The organism is Sporofaciens sp. JLR.KK001, from assembly GCF_036941055.1.
In the GTDB taxonomy this organism is placed as follows: domain Bacteria; phylum Bacillota; class Clostridia; order Lachnospirales; family Lachnospiraceae; genus Sporofaciens.
In genome coordinates, this window is sequence record NZ_JAYMNO010000001.1 from 3,558,537 (window position 1) to 3,577,361 (window position 18,825).

The following is an 18,825-nucleotide window of genomic DNA, read 5'->3' on the forward strand; positions in this document are numbered from 1 at the left end:
ACATCAACCTTACTATTCCATCGCCCAATTCTGGCTCTGCGTCTGTAGCCTAACCATGTGGGCATAGATACTGTTCTTTTTCAAAAGCATATCGGAACTGCCCTGCTCCGCCACTGTGCCTTCCGAAAGGACGACAATCTTATCCGCCCCCGCAACGGTGCGCATACGGTGGGCAATGATCATGACTGTCTTATTCTCAATCAGCCTTGACAACGACTCTTGAATCAGCGTTTCGTTTTCCACATCAAGGCTTGCCGTCGCCTCGTCCAGCAGGATGATCGGGGCGTCCTTTAAGAATGCCCTGGCAATCGAAATACGCTGGCGTTCCCCACCGGACAGCTCGCAGCCGTTCTCCCCAATTAAGGTATTCCACTTATCGGGCAGCTTCTCCGCAAATTCATCCACGTTGGCAAGCCTGGCAGCCTCCAGTACCTCTGCGTCAGTTGCGTCTTTACGCCCCAGGCGGATATTCTCCATGACCGTGTTGTTAAACAGCGTCACATCCTGGAACACGATGGAATACAGGGACATGAGCGATTCCGGGTCGATTTTCGAGATGTCCATGCCGCCTACCGTAATCTTTCCCTTCTGGATATCCCAGAACCTTGAGGCAAGGCGGGAAACTGTCGTCTTTCCGCCGCCGGAAGGCCCGACCAGAGCAGTGACCTGCCCCTGCTTTGCGGTAAAGGACACATCCTTCAATACTGTTTCCCCGCTGTTATAGGAAAATCCCACATGGTCAAAGGCGATGTCATATCCTCTGTTTGTCAGCTTCTCTGCGCCTTCCTGTTCCGGGTGGCCTAAGATTTCGTCCATCCTCCTGCACTGGATATTCATAATCATAATGACTGCGCTTAAATTATCCAATGCAGCAATCAATGGGTCATATACGCGGGAAACCAGAATTATAAAAGCAAAAAACGTGAGCAGGGTAATCTTTCCATCTGCTAACAGCACTCCTCCCGCCAACACAGTCGTAGCGATACCTGCTTTAAGCACCATGCGCCCACAGGTATGGAATACCGCATTGGTAAGCTCGCCGATCACTGTATACTTCTCCACATCCTTTATTTTTCTGTCCAGCCCTTTCAGGTACCCCTCCTCCGCATTGTTCGCTTTCAGGTCGCGCAGCGTTTCCAGGCATTCCTGGATGCCGTCTGAACACGCAATGGACACCTCCGTCACCTTTTCCTGCCGAACCCGCATAATACCCGCCGATGCCAGTATAATTCCGAAGGAGACAGGCAGCACCCACAGGGAGGCAAGCGCCATCCGCCAGTCGAAGATAAAGAGCCCTACCGCAATCAAAAGGGTGGAGAAAGCTGCGCCTATAAATTCAGGCACCCAGTGGGATAATCCGCCCTCTAATGTCGCACAGTCCGACATTAGAACCGTTGTCAGATCGGACAGATCCTTTTTCCCGAAAAAGGACAGTGGAATCTTCCGCAGCTTCTCCGCAAGGGAAAGCCTTCTCACGCCGCTCTCCACATAGGTGGCAAAAAAGGTGGCATTGTACTGGATATAGTATGTCAGCATAATCAATCCAAGGGCGATGGCAAGCCCCGCAATATAAAATGTACTCTTCCCCTCCGGGATGCCCCCATCCAGTAGGTCGCTGATGAGGTTATATAACAGCACCACCGGAACCATCAGGGAAAGGTTATGCAGAATGCAGGCGAAAAATGCCTTTACCATATCCTTTGCACCCTTGTCAGACAGGGCAAACGTGTGCTTTAACTTTTCATGCATTTGAAACACCTACCTTCCATTTTGCGGCTTTGTTGTACTGTCTCCACATTTCGGCGTACAAACCGTCTTTGTCCTTAAGCTGACCGTGTGTGCCTGTATCTTCTATCTTCCCGTCTTTGATTACCACAATCCTGTCTGCACCAGTAACCGTGGAAAGCCTGTGGGCGATCATCAGCACGGTCTTTCCCTTTGCAAGCACAGAAAACGCCGCCTGCACCTTTGCCTCGTTGTCCGGGTCGGCAAAAGCGGTTGCCTCGTCCAGTATCAGGATTGGCGCATTTTTCAGCATCACTCTCGCAATGGAAATGCGCTGCTGCTCCCCGCCCGACAGATACACGCCCTTTGCACCTACTACCGTGTCCACGCCTTGCGGCAGTTTTTCAAGGATATCATCACACTGTGCGTCGTGGAGGGCTTTCAGTATTTCTTCGCGGGAGGCGTCCGGTTTCGCCATCCGCACATTTTCCAGGATAGACATCTTCAAAAGTTTGGAATCCTGAAAGACAAAGGAGACTGTATCCATCAGCTCTTCTTTTGGGATATCCTTTACATTGACGCCGCCAATCTTCACACTGCCGCTGTCTGTGTCCCAGAACCTTGCCACGATGCTGGCGAGGGTGGTCTTTCCCCCGCCTGACGGTCCTACGAAAGCAACGTGTTCACCCGGTCTGATCGTGAGGGAGATATTTTCCAGCGCATTCCTCTCAGCATCCTTATACCGGAAGGAAACCCCGGAAAGCTCCACGGAATTGTCTTTCGGATGTTTCGGATAATCTGTTTCCGGCAGCGGCTCCATTTCCAGGATACTGTCGATACGGGACATGGCGTCCGCCACGATCAGCTTATTCTCGCTGGCATACATAATCTTTGTCAGCGTCAGCGTAATAATTGGCGTGATGATGATGTAATACATCAAATTCAGTAAAAACCCATTTGTCACCCCGCCCGATGTCATCACCAGCGCCGCCGCGACCAGTACCGCAAAAATCCCGTTTACCAACGTGGTATAGCACATCATCGGGAAGCGCAGGTCTTTTGTATAGGCAATCACCCATTTCTCATAATTGTCAATAGCTTCTTTGAACCGCCTGAAAGAGAACACCGACTGGCCGAAGGTTTTGACCACCGAAATTCCCCTTACATATTCCACCGCCTCACCCGCCATCTGCCCCAGGGCGTTGTTGTATTCTTCCATCTTCTTTGCCATGCGCTTTCCCGTCATGACGCTCATGATGACAAACGCCGCCGCAACCGGCAGGAGGCTTAAAAGCCCCAGCCGCCAGTCAAAGACAAGCAGAAGGACGATAAGCCCCACCGGTGTCGCAAGAGCATTTGCCTTGTCGGGGAGCTGGTGGGCAAGGTAGGTTTCTGTTGCCGCGCTGGACTCATAAACAATCTTCCTGACTTTGCCGCTGCCGATACCGTCCATGAACCCCATGGGCAGGGTCACGATATGGTGCATTGCTCTCATCCGTATATTTGCCTGCACCCGGAACGCCGCTAAGTGGGAACAAATCAGGGAAACGATATAAATCAGGATCGCCGCCACTGCGAAAACAACCGCCATCCATCCGTTATGGGACAACTCCTGCACATCCCCGTAATTCGGAGCCGCATCCAAAACTTCTTTGATGACTTTCCAGATGTACACAAACGGGAGCAATGCCACCAGTGCGCTCAGTGCGCTTAAAATCCATGACGCTATGGTCAGGTACTTATAGCCCTCGGCATACCGAAGGAGCCGCTTTAAATTGGATTCTTTTTTCAAAAGTAAGACCTCCTAGTATAATAATGGTGTAGTCAAGAATGACTACTGGTTAATAGTTACAAAGTCCAATCTAATAAATCTATATAGATATAACGGAAGGAGGAGTTCCCCCTCCATCAGAAGTTATAAAGTAACATTATTTACCATGTCTGAGGTTTCCTTAATGCACCAGACAAAAGATAGAGGTATAATCACTGGAGGCAGGATCATTGACGACACCTCCTTGGGAACCGGCCTTCCGGCTGGTGAAACCTCTTAGAAAGTCTGTCAGTCCATTCGGTGGTGATTTATGTTTTGGCTGGTTGGGAAGCCCCAGGCTAATACCTGTATAAACCGCTAGGTTGTGTATCCGCCCTCTGGAAATGGATGCCTGCCAGAAAGGATAAAACCATGAAATACCCAAAAGTACTTATGATGCTTGAAAGCATCCCTTATCTCTCAGTCGGGCTTGATGTCGGTGCAGACTTCACCTGGATGTCCATCATGCTGCCCAATGGCATTCTCACCGGGAAACCTTTTAAGATCATTCATTCTGATCCGCAGTCCCGTGAGCTTGCTGTCGCAAAAATAAAGGAAGCACAAGAGATGTATTCCCTCGAAAGCCGCTGCTTCCTTGAGTCCACCGGGATCTACCACATCCCGCTCCTGTACTTCCTTCGTGATAAGGGGTTTGACTGCTCAGTCATTAATCCTATCATCACTAAGAATAGCACAAATATGAACGTAAGGAAACTGCATAATGATAAATTTGATTCAAAAAAAGCTGCCAAAGTCGGCCTGGATGCTTCCCTTAAGACTTCCATCATACCAGATGATGAGGTCATTGACCTGCGCAACCTGGTACGGGACTACTATTACTTCAAAGACCTGCAGTCCGCTGTCGTCCTGAAGCTCACGGCGGAACTGAAAGTGTCCTTTCCCGCATACCGGAAGGTGTTTAGCAAGGTCACTACCCAAACTTCCTTAAAGCTTCTGGAAGCTTACCCCCTTGCCGCAGACATGCTTGCCGCCCCAAAAGACATACTTGTGGAAACCATACGCAAAACCGCACGTTTCGGTGAAAAATATGCCGTTTCCAAATATGATGCCATACGTGCTGCCGCAAAGGACGCCGCTGTTTTCGGACGTGCGCTTCAAAGCAGTGCACTCCGGATCCGACTGTATATCAAAACCTACCGGGAATACCAGGAGCATCTGGACAATATACTTGAGGACCTGCATAAGGCTGTTGATAAGCTGGAAGGGACGCCGGTTTATGACCGTATCTTCCTTCTCCAGTCCCTACGTGGTGTCGGTTTTCTCAGTGCAGCCGTCCTGATCGCTGAAATGGGCTCCTTTGACCTGTTTTCTTCCCCAAAGAAGCTTTATGCTTACTTCGGCTTGGATCCTGCCGTGAAGCAATCCGGCAAGTTCAATGGGGATAAAGTCCACATGTCCAAGAGGGGTTCTAGCCTTGCCAGGCGTATCCTGCATATGGTGGCTATCAATAATCTTAAGGTGGATAAAGGGACAAAAACACCAGTAAATCCAGTTATCCACGGCTATTATACCGACAAATGCAAAAGCAAGAAGAAAAACGTGGCTGTCGGGGCTGTCATGCATAAAATCTGCAATATCATTTTTGCCATGCTCCGGGATAATAAACTATTTGAGATCATCACTCCTCAGGAACACTGTGAGCGGTATCTGGCAGCGCATCCCGACAAGATACAGAACGCAGCCTAACAGGTTTATCATGAATTTTAAAGATTTCCACATGGGTGGGCTTATTAAAGTTACCCTTTTTTACATCAACTGCTTGAAAAAAACTTTTTTAACATTTTTCATTTTACCTATTGACATTTCTTAGCTGGACTTATATTTTTTCTATGATGTCTGCGACATCTATGATAAAGGGAACGCTGCAGTCATTCCCTGTTATCCTTATGAAATATAAGTTAGTTTTCACTAACCTATAAGGAAAATATAATAGAAAGCCCGCAATGCAAACTTTCTATTATCGGCTGTCGGCCGGATTACTGCCCCATCTCGACTGGCGTCTCGATGGAGTTTCTCGTCAAATGCCAATCTGAGCAAGCTCGATTGGCACTTTCCTCGTTATTGTCCCATGATTTTCATCCACCCTGCGGTGTAGAAATCATTTAACTGCTGCAAAAACACTTTTGCGTCTTCAAAGGGCATCCTATGGAGGACCATTTCAAAAAAGGCTCCTATCATCCCCGTTGCCATGATATGCTCCAGCCTTTCATCAATCTTAGGAGCAGGAGTACCGAGCTGTTCCAGAACCTTATAATATTTATGGGTAGACTCCACTTCAAGTTCTACCATGTCATCAATCATGGATACATATTTCGTACCCTCGGAGCATTTCAGGATCAGGTAAAATTCATCCATATGTTCACAGGAATATGCCAGCAGCTCATTCATACACTCTGATGACATCTTTCCTATCTGTTCCGGCTGCTTTTCCATAGGCAGGCTTTCAAAATATTCATGTGCCTGCCGGTACCGTTCCATCATATATTCATAGGACGGTTCCACCAGGGCTACGAACAGTTCTTCCTTGCTGTCATAATACCCATAAAATGCCCCGGTGGTCACGCCTGCCGTTTTGACAATATTCCGCAGGGATGCGGCCCGGAACCCCTTTTCCATAAATTCTGCTTTGGCCGCCGTATGGATCAGCTCCAGTGTGTTTCTTTCCGGCTCACTCATTCCTGCCGCACGCCCCTTTCTTTGTAACACTGTTATATATCACTGTTACACAGTATAGTTCAAGCAGGAGTTTTTGTCAAGAGGATAAAATAAATTTCATCTGAATGCTCAAATCCTATGTCTGCAGCTTCCAGCCGATAGCCTCTCTCCTTCCAAGCACAAAATCCGCATAGATGCCTTTCTGCCCGATCAGTTCCTCATGTTTTCCTTTCTGGACAATGCGGCCCTCATCCACCACAAGTATCTGGTCTGCGTTCCGCACCGTCTTCAGCCTATGGGCTATCATGATAATAGTCTTATCCCTGATCAGTTCCTCGATTGCCTTCTGCAACCGGTCCTCGTTCTCCGGGTCCACATTGGCGGTCGCCTCGTCAAGAATAACAATGGGGGCGTCCTTCAGCATCGCCCTTGCGATAGAAATCCGCTGTTTCTCCCCGCCGGAAAGGGATGCGCCGCCTTCTCCGATGACCGTATCGTACCCGTCAGGGAGGGCTTCAATGAAATCCGCACAGCAGGCTTTCCTTGCCGCCTCCACTACTTCCGCATGGGTCGCCTGCGGACGGCCGAACTTGATGTTGTTTTCAATCGTATCCGCAAATAGATATACGTTCTGGAACACCATGCTGATCTGCTCCATCAAAGACTCCAGCGTGTATTCCCGCACATCCTTCCCGCCGATCTTAACGCTGCCGCTGTCCACATCCCAAAAGCGGGCAATCAGGTTGCAGAGGGTAGTCTTGCCGGAGCCGGAAGGTCCGATGACTGCCGTGGTAGTCCTGTCAGGGAGCATCACATCAATACCATGCAGGATTTCCTTGTTTTCATAGGAAAAATGCACATTATCAAATTCTATCCCATGGCTCTTTGGAGAAAACACCTTCCCTTTCTCATCCATCTGCTCCATTTCCTCCGTCTGCAAAGTGCGGTCAATGCTTGCCGAGGCAAGACGCAGCATGGACATTCCCATGCCAAACAATTTAATCTGCCCGAACACAAGGAAGGACATCACAATGCACATCAGCGCATTGGCAACAGGCATCGTACCGTTTGCCCAGCAGAAAATTGATACGAACATCATGGCAATCCCCGCAATCTGAAGCACCAGCTCCTGGAAGATTGTATAAGGCGTCATCAGCTTTTCCATGTCAAGGTTGCTCTTCCTGTTAAATTCCAAAGCATCCTGCGCCCTATTATCTCCCCTGCCGCTTAAATTAAAGGACTTGACAATGCCCATACCCTGCACATATTCCAGGACCGCAGAGGTGAGTGCCGTCTGCGACTTCTGTGCATTCGGCGCGATAGCCGCGGACTTTTTCTCCATGGACGAGACAAATCACGGCCATCGGCTCAACCACCAGCTCTGCTGGTGGCCTGGATAAGCCCCTCCGGGGCCTGTTGTGTTTCCGCCTAAAGGCGGTCTGACAAACCCTGTTCATTATGTTACTGGTGGCCGCTTAAAAGCGGCTCTGTTGTACTTACTTTGAGGGCTCTCCTTCCAGTCGATCCCTCTCATACTGCTCTTTGATATACTTTGTTATCGTTTCTTCATTTACATTACCGACTGTCTCGCAATAATACCCTCTTGCCCAGAAGTGACGGTTATACCGGTCTCTATACTCCGGATGTCTGTCGAAAAGCATAAGGCTACTCTTCCCCTTAATCCTACCCACTACCTTCGACACACTCTCCTTGGGCGGAATCGACACGTACATATGCACATGATCCGGCAGCGTTGCTGCCTTGATAATTGTGACTCCTTCCATCTTGCATACCTTGCTAATGGCTTCGCCTACCTCTTTTCTCAAATCCCCAAACATCACTTTCCTACGATATTTCGGGATAAATACTATGTGATACGTGCAATTATAGCGACTATGTGATAAACTTTGAGTGTCCATGAATATACCTCCGTTGTGTTTTGTGCGGTTTGCCAGACCTGCACCTATTATACAACGGGGGATATTCTGGTACTCTGTTTATCGCCACTTGCGTCTGCTAGTCTCCCCAGCTCTGCTGGGGGATTTAGAATGTTTCATTAAGAAATATACGAAAATGCCTGCACAGGCGACCAGCCCCACGCGCCACTCAAATATCAGGATCATCGCTGTAAAGACAACCGTCCCGATCAGGCCGCCCATGATATCCACCAGCACCATAGGGACCAGCATCTCAATATTCCCAAGCACCGTGGTGCATACGCCGGTCACTTCGCCAAGGCTGTTCTCATTGAAGAATCCCATCGGCACGCCTTTTAAGAGATTGCCGATTTTAATCCTCTCATTTGCCGCCATGAAATACCCTGCGTGTGTCTGCTGATTCTTGGAAAAAGCAGTCGTCACCGCATTGCCGATAATGCTGACTGCCATAAATGCCAATGCCGTCCAGGCCGCATCATTTCCTGTGTTTCCCTGCGTCAGAGCCACGATTATAAAATAGATGGCGCTGACCTCCAGCATATGGAACACTGCGTTTAAAAATTTTACCGCCACGGATTTATTGATATTTGCCCGCTCCACGCCGGCAAACCGCCATATTTTTCTGAATGCTTCTATCATGCCACATCACCGTCCTTTGCACCGATATGCGCCTGCCACATGGATTCATAGAGAGGGCAGGTCTTCCTTAATTCCTCATGTTTTCCGGCCGCTTCTATCTTGCCGTCCTTTACTACAACAATTTTATCTGCATCCTTGATGGTGGAAAGCCTGTGGGCAATCACGATCACCGTTTTGTGCCCCAGGGCATCTTCCCGCCCTTGCGGGCTCCCCTTACCCCGTACCAACTGTGCAATCGCTTTCTGGATGACTGCCTCATTTTCAGGGTCGATATACGCGGTGGCCTCATCCAGTATCACGATGGGCGCATCCTTTAGCATTGCCCTCGCTATGGCAATCCTCTGACGTTCACCGCCCGAAAGGTGCGCGCCGCCTCCGCCCACGTTTGTTTCATATCCTTTTTCCAAGGAACGGATAAAGGCATCACATCCTGCGGCCTTTGCCGCCTCTTCCACTTCTTTATCCGTGGCGGACAGCCTGCCCATGCGGATATTTTCCCGGACGCTCTCGTCAAACAGATAATTATCCTGGGATACAAATGCCACATGGTCATAGAGCTGTTCCAGCGGAATCTTCTTTTCATCCACGCCGCCCATGGACACCATACCGTCCTTTACATCCCAAAAACCGGCGATGAGTTTTGCAATGGTGGATTTGCCGGAACCGGAAGGCCCCACCAGCGCTGTCATTCTCCCTGCGGGGATGGAAAGACTCACATCACGCAGGATATTCTTATCTTCATGGTAGCCGAAAGAAACATGGGATAATTCAATATCCTTACCCTTGATACGGACCTCCTTGTCACCATGATGCTGTTCCTCTGCGGAAAGAAGTTCATCCACAGACGCCACCGTTGTACCGACCGTAGCAAGCGTGTCTACAAAGTTCATTGCGGCAATGAGCGGTCCTGCAATGCCAAGGGACAGGATGATGACCATGATAAAGGTTTCCACCGGCAGGCTTCCATTCCTGTACCAGAGCCAGCCCGCCGGCAGGATTGTAACCAGCGAGGCAGGCACGATGGAATAACCCATAGACACTCCGAACTGGCTTTTTTTCATCCAATTGTAGTAATAGGAGGCATTTGCCTTTACCCTGTCTGCGAATTTCGCATAAGATGACTTTCCCTGGTTAAACGCCTTGATGACCTCGATGCCGCCTATGTATTCCACGATAGTCCCGTTCATCTCCTGTGTAGTCTTCACTGCGCCTTCATAATTCTTCGCATAACTCCCCATAACCGACATCATGAATGCCATACCAACCGGGAGCGTCACGATGGACAAAAGCGCACAGCGAGCGTCCAGAACAAACAGGCAGACCACGATAAAAAGCGGCCCCGCAATATTGGCAGTCAGCTCCGGGAACAGATGGGCAAGCGTGGTCTCCATGCCGTCCACCTGGTCCACGATGATCTGCTTCATCTTCCCGCTGGACATATCCATGACCGTCCCAAGGGGCAGCTTCGGCAGTTTTTCCAATATCTTCTTCCGGATGTTCTTCAGAATGGAAAAGGTCGCCTTATGGGACATAGACAATGCCATGTTGTACAAAAGTGTGCGGGCAACGTATCCCACAAGCCCGATTCCGAGCCATGGCAGGTACAGAGAAAGGATCTTTTCCCCCGCCAGTATTTTGATAATGACCTGTGCCGCCGCAAAATATGGCAGCATCCCCAGCACTACAGCAATGAGTGCGCTTATGACCGCTCCGATCAGGCGGCCGTGTTCGCCTTTTCCCCAGCCCCGTATACGGAGCAGCGGATTTTGTTTCTGCATATCAGTTCCTCCTTATTTTAGTTAGTTTTCGCTAACTTATTGGTTTATTTTAAGGCTGCCTGACTGTTGCCAGTTCTGGCAGCCTTAAGAACTTATTTTGTTTCCGCCGTTTCTTCCCCGACGATTGCCAAAAATCCCCCATGATGGTATTTCCCCATCATGGCGACATATTTCTTCGCATCTTCCCTGTCCATCCCATGGCGGACCACTTCGAAGATTCCTTCAAAATAGGCTGTGACCATCATGTGGTAAAATTCCGCAGTCAGCCCGCCCGCAGGTTCCATACGGGAGCCCGTTGCCTCCAGCCACTTCCATGTGTACTCCTCTTCCATGGATACCAGGCGATCCACAAAATCATGAAACTTTGTGCCATGGGAAGAATCCAGCAGAAGACGGAACTCGTCAAAGTGGTCATAAATGTAGTCAACCATACCAAGCATCGCATCAGAAGAATACTTCCCAACCTCCCTGCGCTGTACGTTGCTGTCAAAAGAATGGAATGTCTCCTGTACATCCAGGCATCGGGACATGAATTCTTCTGAAACCGGCTCCACAATGGCGGCAAACAGTCCCTCCTTATCTTTAAAGCGGACATAAATAGAATTGGTGCTTGTTTTCGCTTCCGCAGCAATCGTCCGCAGGGAGGCATCCATATAGCCTTTTTCGAGGAATTCCTTTTTTGCGCATTCCAGTATCCTCTCATACACGCCCTCGATCTGCTTTGCCACCTGTTCACCTTCTCTCTTTAATAACAGTGTTTCATAACGATGTTTCAATTATAATTCAGAAAAACACAGTTGTCAAGAGGGTATCAGTAAAAAAATAGTGAAAGCAAGTCCCTGTCAGAACACAAAAAATAAGACTCACGGATATGGTTTTCACCATCCCGCAAGGTGCACACGGAAAAAGCGGCCTGGTTTCCCAGACCGCCGTGTGGATCATCTATTCTGCATTTTCCCCAAAACGCTATCATCCCATTTTTCCTTACTTCCTATTCATCCGTCTGATATAGCTGCAGATCAGGTCTGCTGCCGCCTCTTCGCCCACCGATGCGTCAATGCACAGTTCATAGCCGTGTGGATTGCCCCACTCCTGCCCGGAAACGCTTTTATAATATGCACCCCTTGCGGCATCCGACCTTGCAATGCTCTTTTTCGCATCCTCCGGGCTGTCCCCATACATCTCCATTACCTTTTTCTCACGGTAGCTTTCCGGGGCATAGATAAAGATACGCACCACATCCGGGTAATTACGCAGTACATAGTCGGCCGAACGCCCTATGATGACGCAGGAGCCTGCGTCCCCAATATGCCGGATTGCCTTTTCCTGCGCCGCTATGGCGCGTTTCACCGGATCGGCTGTGAGGTACAGTTCCCTCATAACGGCATTTTCATCGGAATTGATGCCGGAAATAAATTCCTGCGCCAGCCCGCTTTCCTGGGCGGCGACCGCCACCAGTTCTTTATAATAGCAGGGGATATCCAGTTTTTCCGCCACCATCTGCCCGATCCGTTTTCCGGCGGAGCCATGCTCCCTGGCAATCGTGATGACCGCTCCCTTGCGGGACGGCCGGATTGCTGCCGCAGCAGGCTCCTGCGTTTCCTTCTCCCTGCCTAATTCCTTCCACACCCGTACCATGACTGCCGCCGTAACGAAAATGGCAAGCACATCCGCAGCCGGGGCTGCCCAGAAAATGCCAGTAACGCCCATGAAAACAGGAATCAGAAGGGAAAAAACAATCAGCAGCGCATCCCGCAGGACGGACAACGGTGCGGCTGCCTTTGCCCTGCCGATGGACTGCAGGAAAATGGCGCAGACCTTCTGGACGCAGGTCACGAGGATAAGAGAAAGATAAATCCGAAGGCAGAGTACCGCAAAATCAAAATACACGGGGTCGTCTGCCGAGCCGAACATCCGGATGAACACGCTGGGGACAGCCTCAAACAATACGATGCAGACCAGTCCGACAACTGCCGTCCACTTAACCATCAGCTTCAGCAGTTCCCGTACCCAGCCGTAATTTTTTGCCCCATAGTTATAGCCCACGATTGGCTGTGCACCGGCAGCAATGCCTATGGCGACATTCAGCACGATCTGGAAGAGCTTCATAATGACCACGAATGCCGCCAGCGGGATATCCGCGCCATAAACGGAGCCTGCTCCATACTTCACCAGCAGTATATTGTTGACAACCGTAATGACCACGATGGAAAGCTGTGTCAGGAGGCTTGAAGTCCCCAGAGCCATCACCGGCTTCAGGAGCGCCAGGCTCGGCCTGAAACTGCCGGCGACCACCCAGAAAGTCTTTGGATGCCTTAAATAAGCCGTACAGATCAGGAAGCTGACAAACTGCCCAAGGATGGTAGCCCAAGCCGCACCCTTAATCCCCATGTCAAGAGCAAAGATGGCAACCGGATCGCCGATGATATTGATGACTGCTCCGGTAAGCATGGCAGCCATGGCGTATTTTGGGCTGCCGTCCGCCCTGATGATGGAGGCAAGCGTATTCTGCGTCATAGCGAGGGGCATCATGGCAAAGATAATCACGCCATAGTCGTGAGCCATCTGTATATTTGCATCCGTCGCGCCAATCAGGCGCAGCAGGCCTTCACCCCAAAGATAAGCAATGACAACCACAACTACACCTGAGAGGAACGATCCAATGACTGCACCGCCGACGCTCCTGTGGATGTCCTTTGTTTCCCCACGCCCCAAAGAAACACTCAGTGCGGCAGCTGCGCCGTCACCAAAAAACAGGCTTAAGCCCCACCCCACTACCGTGATCGGGAAGATCACGCCGGTAGCGGCATTGCCCAGATAGCCCACGCCATTGCCCACAAATATCTGGTCTACAATGTTGTAGAGGCATGAAATGATAAGGGAACAGATGCAGGGGATTGCAAACTGCCGCAGCAGCTTCCCCACTCTTTCCGTGCCAAGATAATTACTGTTTTCCATAATGGATTCTCCTTTTCTCCTTTTTTGCGCAAAAAAACAACACCTGCAGCACCCGTACCGTAATCAGATTTACGCGCGGCGCGCCACATGTGTCGTTGATTTGTAAGCGATGAATAATCTAGCGTTTTTACAAGTCCCGAAATCTGTGCGATAATCTCTTTAACTGGAGAAGCATCTCCCCATTTCCCGGTTTTTGTATTCAGGGCATGTTGACTATCACCTGAATCCGTGAACTTCGTTTAAAGTAATACTTTGGCATGCTTCTAAAATTCAATATCTTGATATATATCGGCTAAGATATGGTGCTCACCGAATAGGTGGATAATTATTGCCTTTTTTCCGCTGTCGGTGTATAATGATATCATCATCTTATACACACGGAGGCCAACTAAAATGAGCATGAAAGAACATGTTATGTTTGCATATAACACCATAAAGTATACATTCAGCAATTCCAGGATTACACCCTATGGCGGTCTGCTGATTCCAGGACAGATGTTAAAAGCTGTTGATTTTGACACGAAAATTGACAAATATTCTTCGCCATCCAAGGAATATAAGAACAGTGATGTACTAAAGGCCATGCTTATCGGTATACTCTGTGGGAACGCTGACTTCGAATCCATCCATGAAACCGATGATGACCCTGAGTTTTTCTGCAATGCTTTCCATATGCGCCATATCCCATCGGAGCCAACCATGCGGCAGCGTATGGACGAAATCGGCGCCAGTATGCAGGGTGCGCTGCGTCAGATCAATGTGGATCTGTTCAAAAAGTTTGGCGTGGAACCGTCTGCATTGGAAAATGGCTATATACCAATCGACATCGACGTGAGCCCTTTCCTTGATGAGAAATGCAATAAGGAAGGCATTTCGAGAACTTATAAAAAGAAGGATGGCTATGCGCCTATCTTCGCCTACATTGGGACAGAAGGATACCTTATTGCATGCGAACTACGGGAGGGAAAACAGCACTGCCAGAAAGGGACACCAAACTTTCTGGTCGAAGTATTAAAACTTGCCCGTCAGATTACGGACAAACCACTCTTGATTCGTCTCGACTCCGGAAACGATTCTGCGGATAATATCGGCATTTTCATGGAAGAGTGTTTCCGGGGGGACAGGGTGCATTTCATCATTAAGCGCAACATCCGCAAGGAGAATCCGCAGGAGTGGCTGGACAAAGTAGGCGGTGTATGCACAAATGTAAAGTCTTCACGGGAAGGGAAAAAGGAATACATTGGGCAGACATTCCGGGACGTATCTTATAATGTACCTGATGCCAGTTCAAAATCCGGCCATAGCAGGAAGACCGTTGGAATCCGAACCATTTACGATATAACAGAGCGTGCCTGTGACCATGATGGGCAGTACTATATCAGCCCTAAAATTGACTGTGATATGTACTCCGTCAATGTAGATTTTTCGGACGAAGACATCATAGAGCTTTACCATAAACATGGAGAAATGGAACAGTACCACAGTGAAATCAAGACGGACTTATGTGCAGAGCAGTTTCCATCTGGAAAGTTCGAAACAAACGAACTTGTCCTGGAACTGATCCAGCTGGCCTACAATCTCCTGCGGATGATTGGACAGGCATCACTTAGGATCAGCGATATCCCCATGAAAAGACCCGTAAACCGCCGGAGGCTACGCACGGTAGTTGAACGGATCATCATGACCCCCGGGGTTGTGACAAAGCATGCAAGGCAGGTGAGACTTGATCTGGGGCGGAGTAATCCCTGGAGGAACGCAGCTTCACAAATAAGCAGGATATTCCAAGCTGCAAAATAAACGAAAGATATCCTACATTTTCCTTGCCATTGGAATGGTTCAATGAGCCTTAGTTAAGGTATGGCAATTTTAGAGAAATTTTACCTAAGTGGCTGGATAGTAGTTTGATTCAAAGTGTATGATTATCGAAAACAATATTTTATTGGCATGAAATTGGTACAAAGAGTGCCTCATATTTCTTAATTTACCGATTTCATTTTATTTTTAGGTTAGGTTCACGGATTCAGGATATATTTTTTCACGTAGTGTTTTTTTTACCGTTTTTGATGAGAGATACCCCATATGGCTTGAAAGAAGTGTGCAGGTAAAACGGAACATAACTGCCGCCGCTGCTATAGCCGCCGTAAGGAACCCGCTGTTTTTATCTGCCGTTTTATAGAAAAGAGAAGCAAGCAGGCCTGTCACTGCCGTCATCATTGCAATATTCGCCGCAAGGGAACACCACTGGGCCGCCACGTTGCCCGCTATGTATTTTTTGCTTTCGCTGACTGTCCCGATCAGCCTTTTATTGATCATCATAAATTTACCTCCGCAATCGTCATTTTACAGACAGCGCTTTCTCCATTCCGACCGTCTGTGCCTTTTCCATTGTTTACAGGCGCATCTAACAATCTGCTGCTAATCCGGCCAATCGCTTGAAAAATTCCATCCAAAGTGTTAAGATAACCTTACCAAACTAAATCAGCACACCCTGAAAGGAGGCCGGATATCCGATGAATTACATCCGTCACAAATCTGAAGAATCCATTGAAGATTATCTCGAAACAATCCTCATCCTGAGCAGGCGTCTTCCCGCCGTCCGTTCCATTGACGTGGCAAATGAGATGAATTTCTCAAAACCCAGCGTAAGCGTTGCCATGAAAAACCTGAAAACACACAGGTACATTACCATGTCGGAGGAAGGATATATTCTCCTGACAAATGAGGGGCGGGAACTGGCTGAGAACATCTATGAACGCCATACCCTGCTGACGGACTGGCTGATCCATCTGGGGGTCGATCCACAAATTGCCGCCAGCGATGCCTGCAAAATGGAACATGACATTACACTGGAAAGCTACAAAGCCATGAAAAAATGTATCCTGTCCCTCTTGAAAACTGACAAGCCCGGAAGCAAATAATCACACGCCGCACTGAAAACCGCCATCACTGCCGGAACATCCCGAACAGCCCATTCTTCTCATAAGGCTCACTGATTACAGAAACAACATTATATCCTGTTTTTGCAACCACATTTTTCAGTTCCTGTTCTGGAATCTCTTTTTCCGCAATTATGACTGTCTGCTTCTTTGCATGTGAGCTTGTCACTTTCTTTACCTGAAAGGCATTCCTTACAGCCTCGTTGACATGTGCCTCACACATACCGCAAGCCATCCCTTCGATGCCCACTATTGTTTTCACCATAAAACGCCCTCCTCGCTTTCCCAATTTAGTTAGCAAAAGCTAACTCACATCCTTAAAAAATGCGGCCGCTTTGTGTTAGCAGCCACTAACTCAATTTCAAGTATATATCTTAACCTTTGCCTTTGTCAATAGGATAGCAAATCATTTGCAGATTCCCCAGCGACTTGAACGCCCCTTTCTGCAAGGAAGCCTCCGCCCATAACTTCCGGATGCGGTACCAGGCTTCGCTTTCTGCCGGAGCAAGGGAAACTGTAAGTTCTTTTACTTCAAGAAGCATTGATTCCATCCTCCTTCCCAATGGCGTCACGCAGTCCTTCCCCCAGCAGATTAAAGCCGGCACAGCATATAACCAGACAGATGCCCGGATAAATGATCAGGTTTGGATTCGTATAAATGCTGCCTCTGGCATCATTTAACATAGCACCCCACTCCGCAGTTCCCTGAACCAGTCCGACACCAAGAAAAGCAAAGCTGGATATGGAGATAATGACCGAGGCAATCCCTGTTGTAAAATATACAACGAACTGTGGCAGTACATTTGGGACAAGGTGCCTGAACACAATCCGCATCCCCGATGCACCGGAAATCCGTGCCGCTTCAATATACTCCTTTCCGCATTCTATTTTTGCATAGGAACGGACCATCCTTAAAAACCACGCCAGCATAGATATGCTGATTGCTGTAATGATACAAGCCGTTGGGCTATCAAATGATGTGACCAGCGCCATTGCGATCACTAATACAGGAAAAGCCATCAAAATATCACACAGCAGCCGTATTATCTCACTGAAAATGCCCCCTTTATAACAGGAGTAACAGCCCAAAAACAAGGCGGCAGCCGCTAACGCAAACAGAACCGGAATGGACAGCCCAAGCGAATATCTCGCACCATACATCAGCCTTGATAATTCACATCGTCCCAACTGGTCACATCCGAATGGATATTCCATACACGGTGCCGCATTTTTCATAGCAAGGTTTGTTGTGTTCGGATCATGTGGGGCAAACATGGGAGCGCATGCTGCCACAAGCACAAAAAATGTAATAAGTATAATGCCCGCTGTTATCTGCACTTTTATCTTCATATCCGCTCCCTCCTATATGCCGGGCATATGATTGCTGAAAGGATGTCTGCCACTGTATTAAAAACTACAAATAAAACAGCGCACACCAGGATTGCTCCTGATATCCCGTATATATCCATTCCTTCACAGGATTTCATCAGATAGCTTCCCAGCCCTTCAAGAGAAAAAACGCTTTCTACAAGGACAGACGTTCCAAACAGGGCCGCACAGTATTGGGCAAAGAGCGTGATCGCTGCAGGCAGGGCATTCCTTAATACCTCCCCATATATAATCTGTGTATTTGAAAAACCTCTGGCCTTTGCATATACGACATAATCGCTCTTCAATTCATTCAGTATCGATGCCCTGAGAACCCTTGTTGCGGTACATATAATAGGCACAGCCATTGAAACAGATGGTAATATCAGCGACTTTAAGCTCCCGTCTGCAATCACGTTGAAAACAGGGATTTTAACTGCAAATACAGATAGCAGTATCAGCGCCAGCCAGAAGCTTGGAACGCATATCCCTATGATGCAGAACAGCCTTGCAGCGTTGTCAAAAATCCCCATTTTTCCGGATAACAGAAAACACTGCCACAAGAACCGTGAACAATACAATCCACGCCATTGCCATAATGATCATGGTGCAGGTAACCGGCAGCGCTTCCATAATATTCTGGATGACCGGCCTCCTGTTTGTGATTGCAGTCCCCAAATCACCACTGAACACGCCTTTTATATAGTCAAAATAGCGTTCATGGAATGGTGCATCCAGCCCAAGTTCCGTCCGCACCGCCTGTATCTGCTCCTCGGTTGCAAAAAGGTAGTTTTTCCTCACGATCATTTCCGCCGGATCTGTTCCTGTAAAAACCTGCAGGCAGAAGCTCAAGGTCACAACTCCCCACACCACAATGAAAAAATTCAGCAACCGTTTCAAAAGCCTCCGTCCAAGATTCCCTTTCGTCAACACATTTAATTCACTCGCTTTCTTTTATAGATAAGAATAACGTAAGTTAGCATAAACTAACCTATATC

18 protein-coding genes are annotated in these 18,825 nt (G+C 48.6%); 3 read left to right on the top strand and 15 right to left on the bottom strand.

What is annotated here, in order from left to right; genetic code table 11:
- Window positions 1-12 precede the first annotated feature (12 nt).
- Together VSQ62_RS18175 and VSQ62_RS18180 are read right to left on the bottom strand one after the other, a co-directional pair.
- Window positions 13-1,749, bottom strand: a complete 1,737-nt coding sequence (locus tag VSQ62_RS18175) for an ABC transporter ATP-binding protein (RefSeq protein WP_334636188.1) — start codon at window positions 1,747-1,749, stop codon at window positions 13-15.
- The gene (locus VSQ62_RS18180) at window positions 1,742-3,517 is read right to left on the bottom strand and encodes an ABC transporter ATP-binding protein (protein ID WP_334636189.1); all 1,776 of its coding nucleotides are present in this window, start codon (window positions 3,515-3,517) and stop codon (window positions 1,742-1,744) included. The genes VSQ62_RS18175 and VSQ62_RS18180 overlap by 8 nt, the downstream gene beginning before the upstream one ends.
- Before the next feature lie 390 nt (window positions 3,518-3,907).
- On the opposite strand from VSQ62_RS18180, the gene VSQ62_RS18185 reads away from it, so the two are divergent.
- Window positions 3,908-5,242: an IS110 family RNA-guided transposase gene (locus VSQ62_RS18185; protein ID WP_334633440.1), complete on the top strand. Its 1,335-nt coding sequence runs from the start codon at window positions 3,908-3,910 to the stop codon at window positions 5,240-5,242.
- Between the two features lie 372 nt (window positions 5,243-5,614).
- On the opposite strand, the gene VSQ62_RS18190 is transcribed toward VSQ62_RS18185, so the two are convergent.
- The 7 genes from VSQ62_RS18190 to VSQ62_RS18220 all read right to left on the bottom strand — a co-directional run bounded on the left by VSQ62_RS18190 (window position 5,615) and on the right by VSQ62_RS18220 (window position 13,523).
- Complete coding sequence (locus VSQ62_RS18190) at window positions 5,615-6,232, bottom strand: TetR/AcrR family transcriptional regulator (protein ID WP_334636190.1); 618 nt, start codon at window positions 6,230-6,232, stop codon at window positions 5,615-5,617.
- Window positions 6,233-6,347: 115 nt separating this feature from the next.
- On the bottom strand, window positions 6,348-7,553 hold the full coding sequence (locus VSQ62_RS18195; protein ID WP_334636192.1) for an ABC transporter ATP-binding protein: 1,206 nt from the start codon (window positions 7,551-7,553) through the stop codon (window positions 6,348-6,350).
- A gap of 154 nt (window positions 7,554-7,707) precedes the next feature.
- Window positions 7,708-8,136: an IS200/IS605 family transposase gene (tnpA, locus tag VSQ62_RS18200; RefSeq protein WP_196813919.1), complete on the bottom strand. Its 429-nt coding sequence runs from the start codon at window positions 8,134-8,136 to the stop codon at window positions 7,708-7,710.
- Window positions 8,137-8,208: 72 nt separating this feature from the next.
- Complete coding sequence (locus VSQ62_RS18205) at window positions 8,209-8,787, bottom strand: ABC transporter ATP-binding protein (protein ID WP_334636193.1); 579 nt, start codon at window positions 8,785-8,787, stop codon at window positions 8,209-8,211.
- On the bottom strand, window positions 8,784-10,565 hold the full coding sequence (locus tag VSQ62_RS18210; RefSeq protein WP_334636194.1) for an ABC transporter ATP-binding protein: 1,782 nt from the start codon (window positions 10,563-10,565) through the stop codon (window positions 8,784-8,786). Before VSQ62_RS18210 ends, VSQ62_RS18205 begins: the two co-directional genes overlap by 4 nt.
- Window positions 10,566-10,657: 92 nt before the next feature.
- Complete coding sequence (locus VSQ62_RS18215; RefSeq protein WP_334636195.1) at window positions 10,658-11,293, bottom strand: TetR/AcrR family transcriptional regulator; 636 nt, start codon at window positions 11,291-11,293, stop codon at window positions 10,658-10,660.
- Between the two features lie 256 nt (window positions 11,294-11,549).
- Entirely contained in the window at window positions 11,550-13,523 is a 1,974-nt protein-coding gene (locus VSQ62_RS18220) for an MATE family efflux transporter (RefSeq protein WP_334636196.1), read from the bottom strand.
- A gap of 414 nt (window positions 13,524-13,937) precedes the next feature.
- Between VSQ62_RS18220 and VSQ62_RS18225 the strand changes: the two genes are divergently transcribed.
- Window positions 13,938-15,320, top strand: coding sequence for an IS1380 family transposase (locus tag VSQ62_RS18225; RefSeq protein ID WP_120397169.1), 1,383 nt, complete (start codon window positions 13,938-13,940; stop codon window positions 15,318-15,320).
- Between the two features lie 204 nt (window positions 15,321-15,524).
- On the opposite strand, the gene VSQ62_RS18230 is transcribed toward VSQ62_RS18225, so the two are convergent.
- The gene (locus VSQ62_RS18230) at window positions 15,525-15,839 is read right to left on the bottom strand and encodes a 6TM ABC transporter family protein (RefSeq protein ID WP_334636197.1); all 315 of its coding nucleotides are present in this window, start codon (window positions 15,837-15,839) and stop codon (window positions 15,525-15,527) included.
- Window positions 15,840-16,033: 194 nt separating this feature from the next.
- On the opposite strand from VSQ62_RS18230, the gene VSQ62_RS18235 reads away from it, so the two are divergent.
- Window positions 16,034-16,441: a metal-dependent transcriptional regulator gene (locus tag VSQ62_RS18235; RefSeq protein ID WP_286082980.1), complete on the top strand. Its 408-nt coding sequence runs from the start codon at window positions 16,034-16,036 to the stop codon at window positions 16,439-16,441.
- A gap of 25 nt (window positions 16,442-16,466) precedes the next feature.
- On the opposite strand, the gene VSQ62_RS18240 is transcribed toward VSQ62_RS18235, so the two are convergent.
- The 5 genes from VSQ62_RS18240 to VSQ62_RS18260 all read right to left on the bottom strand — a co-directional run bounded on the left by VSQ62_RS18240 (window position 16,467) and on the right by VSQ62_RS18260 (window position 18,727).
- Complete coding sequence (locus tag VSQ62_RS18240; protein WP_286082979.1) at window positions 16,467-16,724, bottom strand: heavy-metal-associated domain-containing protein; 258 nt, start codon at window positions 16,722-16,724, stop codon at window positions 16,467-16,469.
- 109 nt (window positions 16,725-16,833) lie between these two features.
- Window positions 16,834-17,001 (bottom strand): hypothetical protein, encoded by a 168-nt coding sequence (locus VSQ62_RS18245; RefSeq protein ID WP_286082977.1) that lies wholly within the window; start codon window positions 16,999-17,001, stop codon window positions 16,834-16,836.
- Window positions 16,991-17,809, bottom strand: coding sequence for an ABC transporter permease (locus VSQ62_RS18250; protein ID WP_286082976.1), 819 nt, complete (start codon window positions 17,807-17,809; stop codon window positions 16,991-16,993). The genes VSQ62_RS18245 and VSQ62_RS18250 overlap by 11 nt, the downstream gene beginning before the upstream one ends.
- Window positions 17,806-18,360, bottom strand: coding sequence for an ABC transporter permease (locus VSQ62_RS18255; RefSeq protein ID WP_331489118.1), 555 nt, complete (start codon window positions 18,358-18,360; stop codon window positions 17,806-17,808). Before VSQ62_RS18255 ends, VSQ62_RS18250 begins: the two co-directional genes overlap by 4 nt.
- Complete coding sequence (locus VSQ62_RS18260; RefSeq protein WP_334636198.1) at window positions 18,347-18,727, bottom strand: ABC transporter permease family protein; 381 nt, start codon at window positions 18,725-18,727, stop codon at window positions 18,347-18,349. The genes VSQ62_RS18255 and VSQ62_RS18260 overlap by 14 nt, the downstream gene beginning before the upstream one ends.
- Window positions 18,728-18,825: the final 98 nt, after the last annotated feature.

Bases quoted from the DNA above. Each gene is read 5' to 3' on its own strand.
- VSQ62_RS18175 (WP_334636188.1), bottom strand. From the start codon at position 1,749: ATGCATGAAAAGTTAAAGCACACGTTTGCCCTGTCTGACAAGGGTGCA.
- VSQ62_RS18185 (WP_334633440.1), top strand. From the start codon at position 3,908: ATGAAATACCCAAAAGTACTTATGATGCTTGAAAGCATCCCTTATCTC.
- VSQ62_RS18190 (WP_334636190.1), bottom strand. From the start codon at position 6,232: ATGAGTGAGCCGGAAAGAAACACACTGGAGCTGATCCATACGGCGGCC.
- VSQ62_RS18195 (WP_334636192.1), bottom strand. From the start codon at position 7,553: ATGGAGAAAAAGTCCGCGGCTATCGCGCCGAATGCACAGAAGTCGCAG.
- VSQ62_RS18205 (WP_334636193.1), bottom strand. From the start codon at position 8,787: ATGATAGAAGCATTCAGAAAAATATGGCGGTTTGCCGGCGTGGAGCGG.
- VSQ62_RS18210 (WP_334636194.1), bottom strand. From the start codon at position 10,565: ATGCAGAAACAAAATCCGCTGCTCCGTATACGGGGCTGGGGAAAAGGC.
- VSQ62_RS18220 (WP_334636196.1), bottom strand. From the start codon at position 13,523: ATGGAAAACAGTAATTATCTTGGCACGGAAAGAGTGGGGAAGCTGCTG.
- VSQ62_RS18225 (WP_120397169.1), top strand. From the start codon at position 13,938: ATGTTTGCATATAACACCATAAAGTATACATTCAGCAATTCCAGGATT.
- VSQ62_RS18230 (WP_334636197.1), bottom strand. From the start codon at position 15,839: ATGATGATCAATAAAAGGCTGATCGGGACAGTCAGCGAAAGCAAAAAA.
- VSQ62_RS18235 (WP_286082980.1), top strand. From the start codon at position 16,034: ATGAATTACATCCGTCACAAATCTGAAGAATCCATTGAAGATTATCTC.
- VSQ62_RS18240 (WP_286082979.1), bottom strand. From the start codon at position 16,724: ATGGTGAAAACAATAGTGGGCATCGAAGGGATGGCTTGCGGTATGTGT.
- VSQ62_RS18245 (WP_286082977.1), bottom strand. From the start codon at position 17,001: ATGCTTCTTGAAGTAAAAGAACTTACAGTTTCCCTTGCTCCGGCAGAA.
- VSQ62_RS18250 (WP_286082976.1), bottom strand. From the start codon at position 17,809: ATGAAGATAAAAGTGCAGATAACAGCGGGCATTATACTTATTACATTT.
- VSQ62_RS18255 (WP_331489118.1), bottom strand. From the start codon at position 18,360: ATGGGGATTTTTGACAACGCTGCAAGGCTGTTCTGCATCATAGGGATA.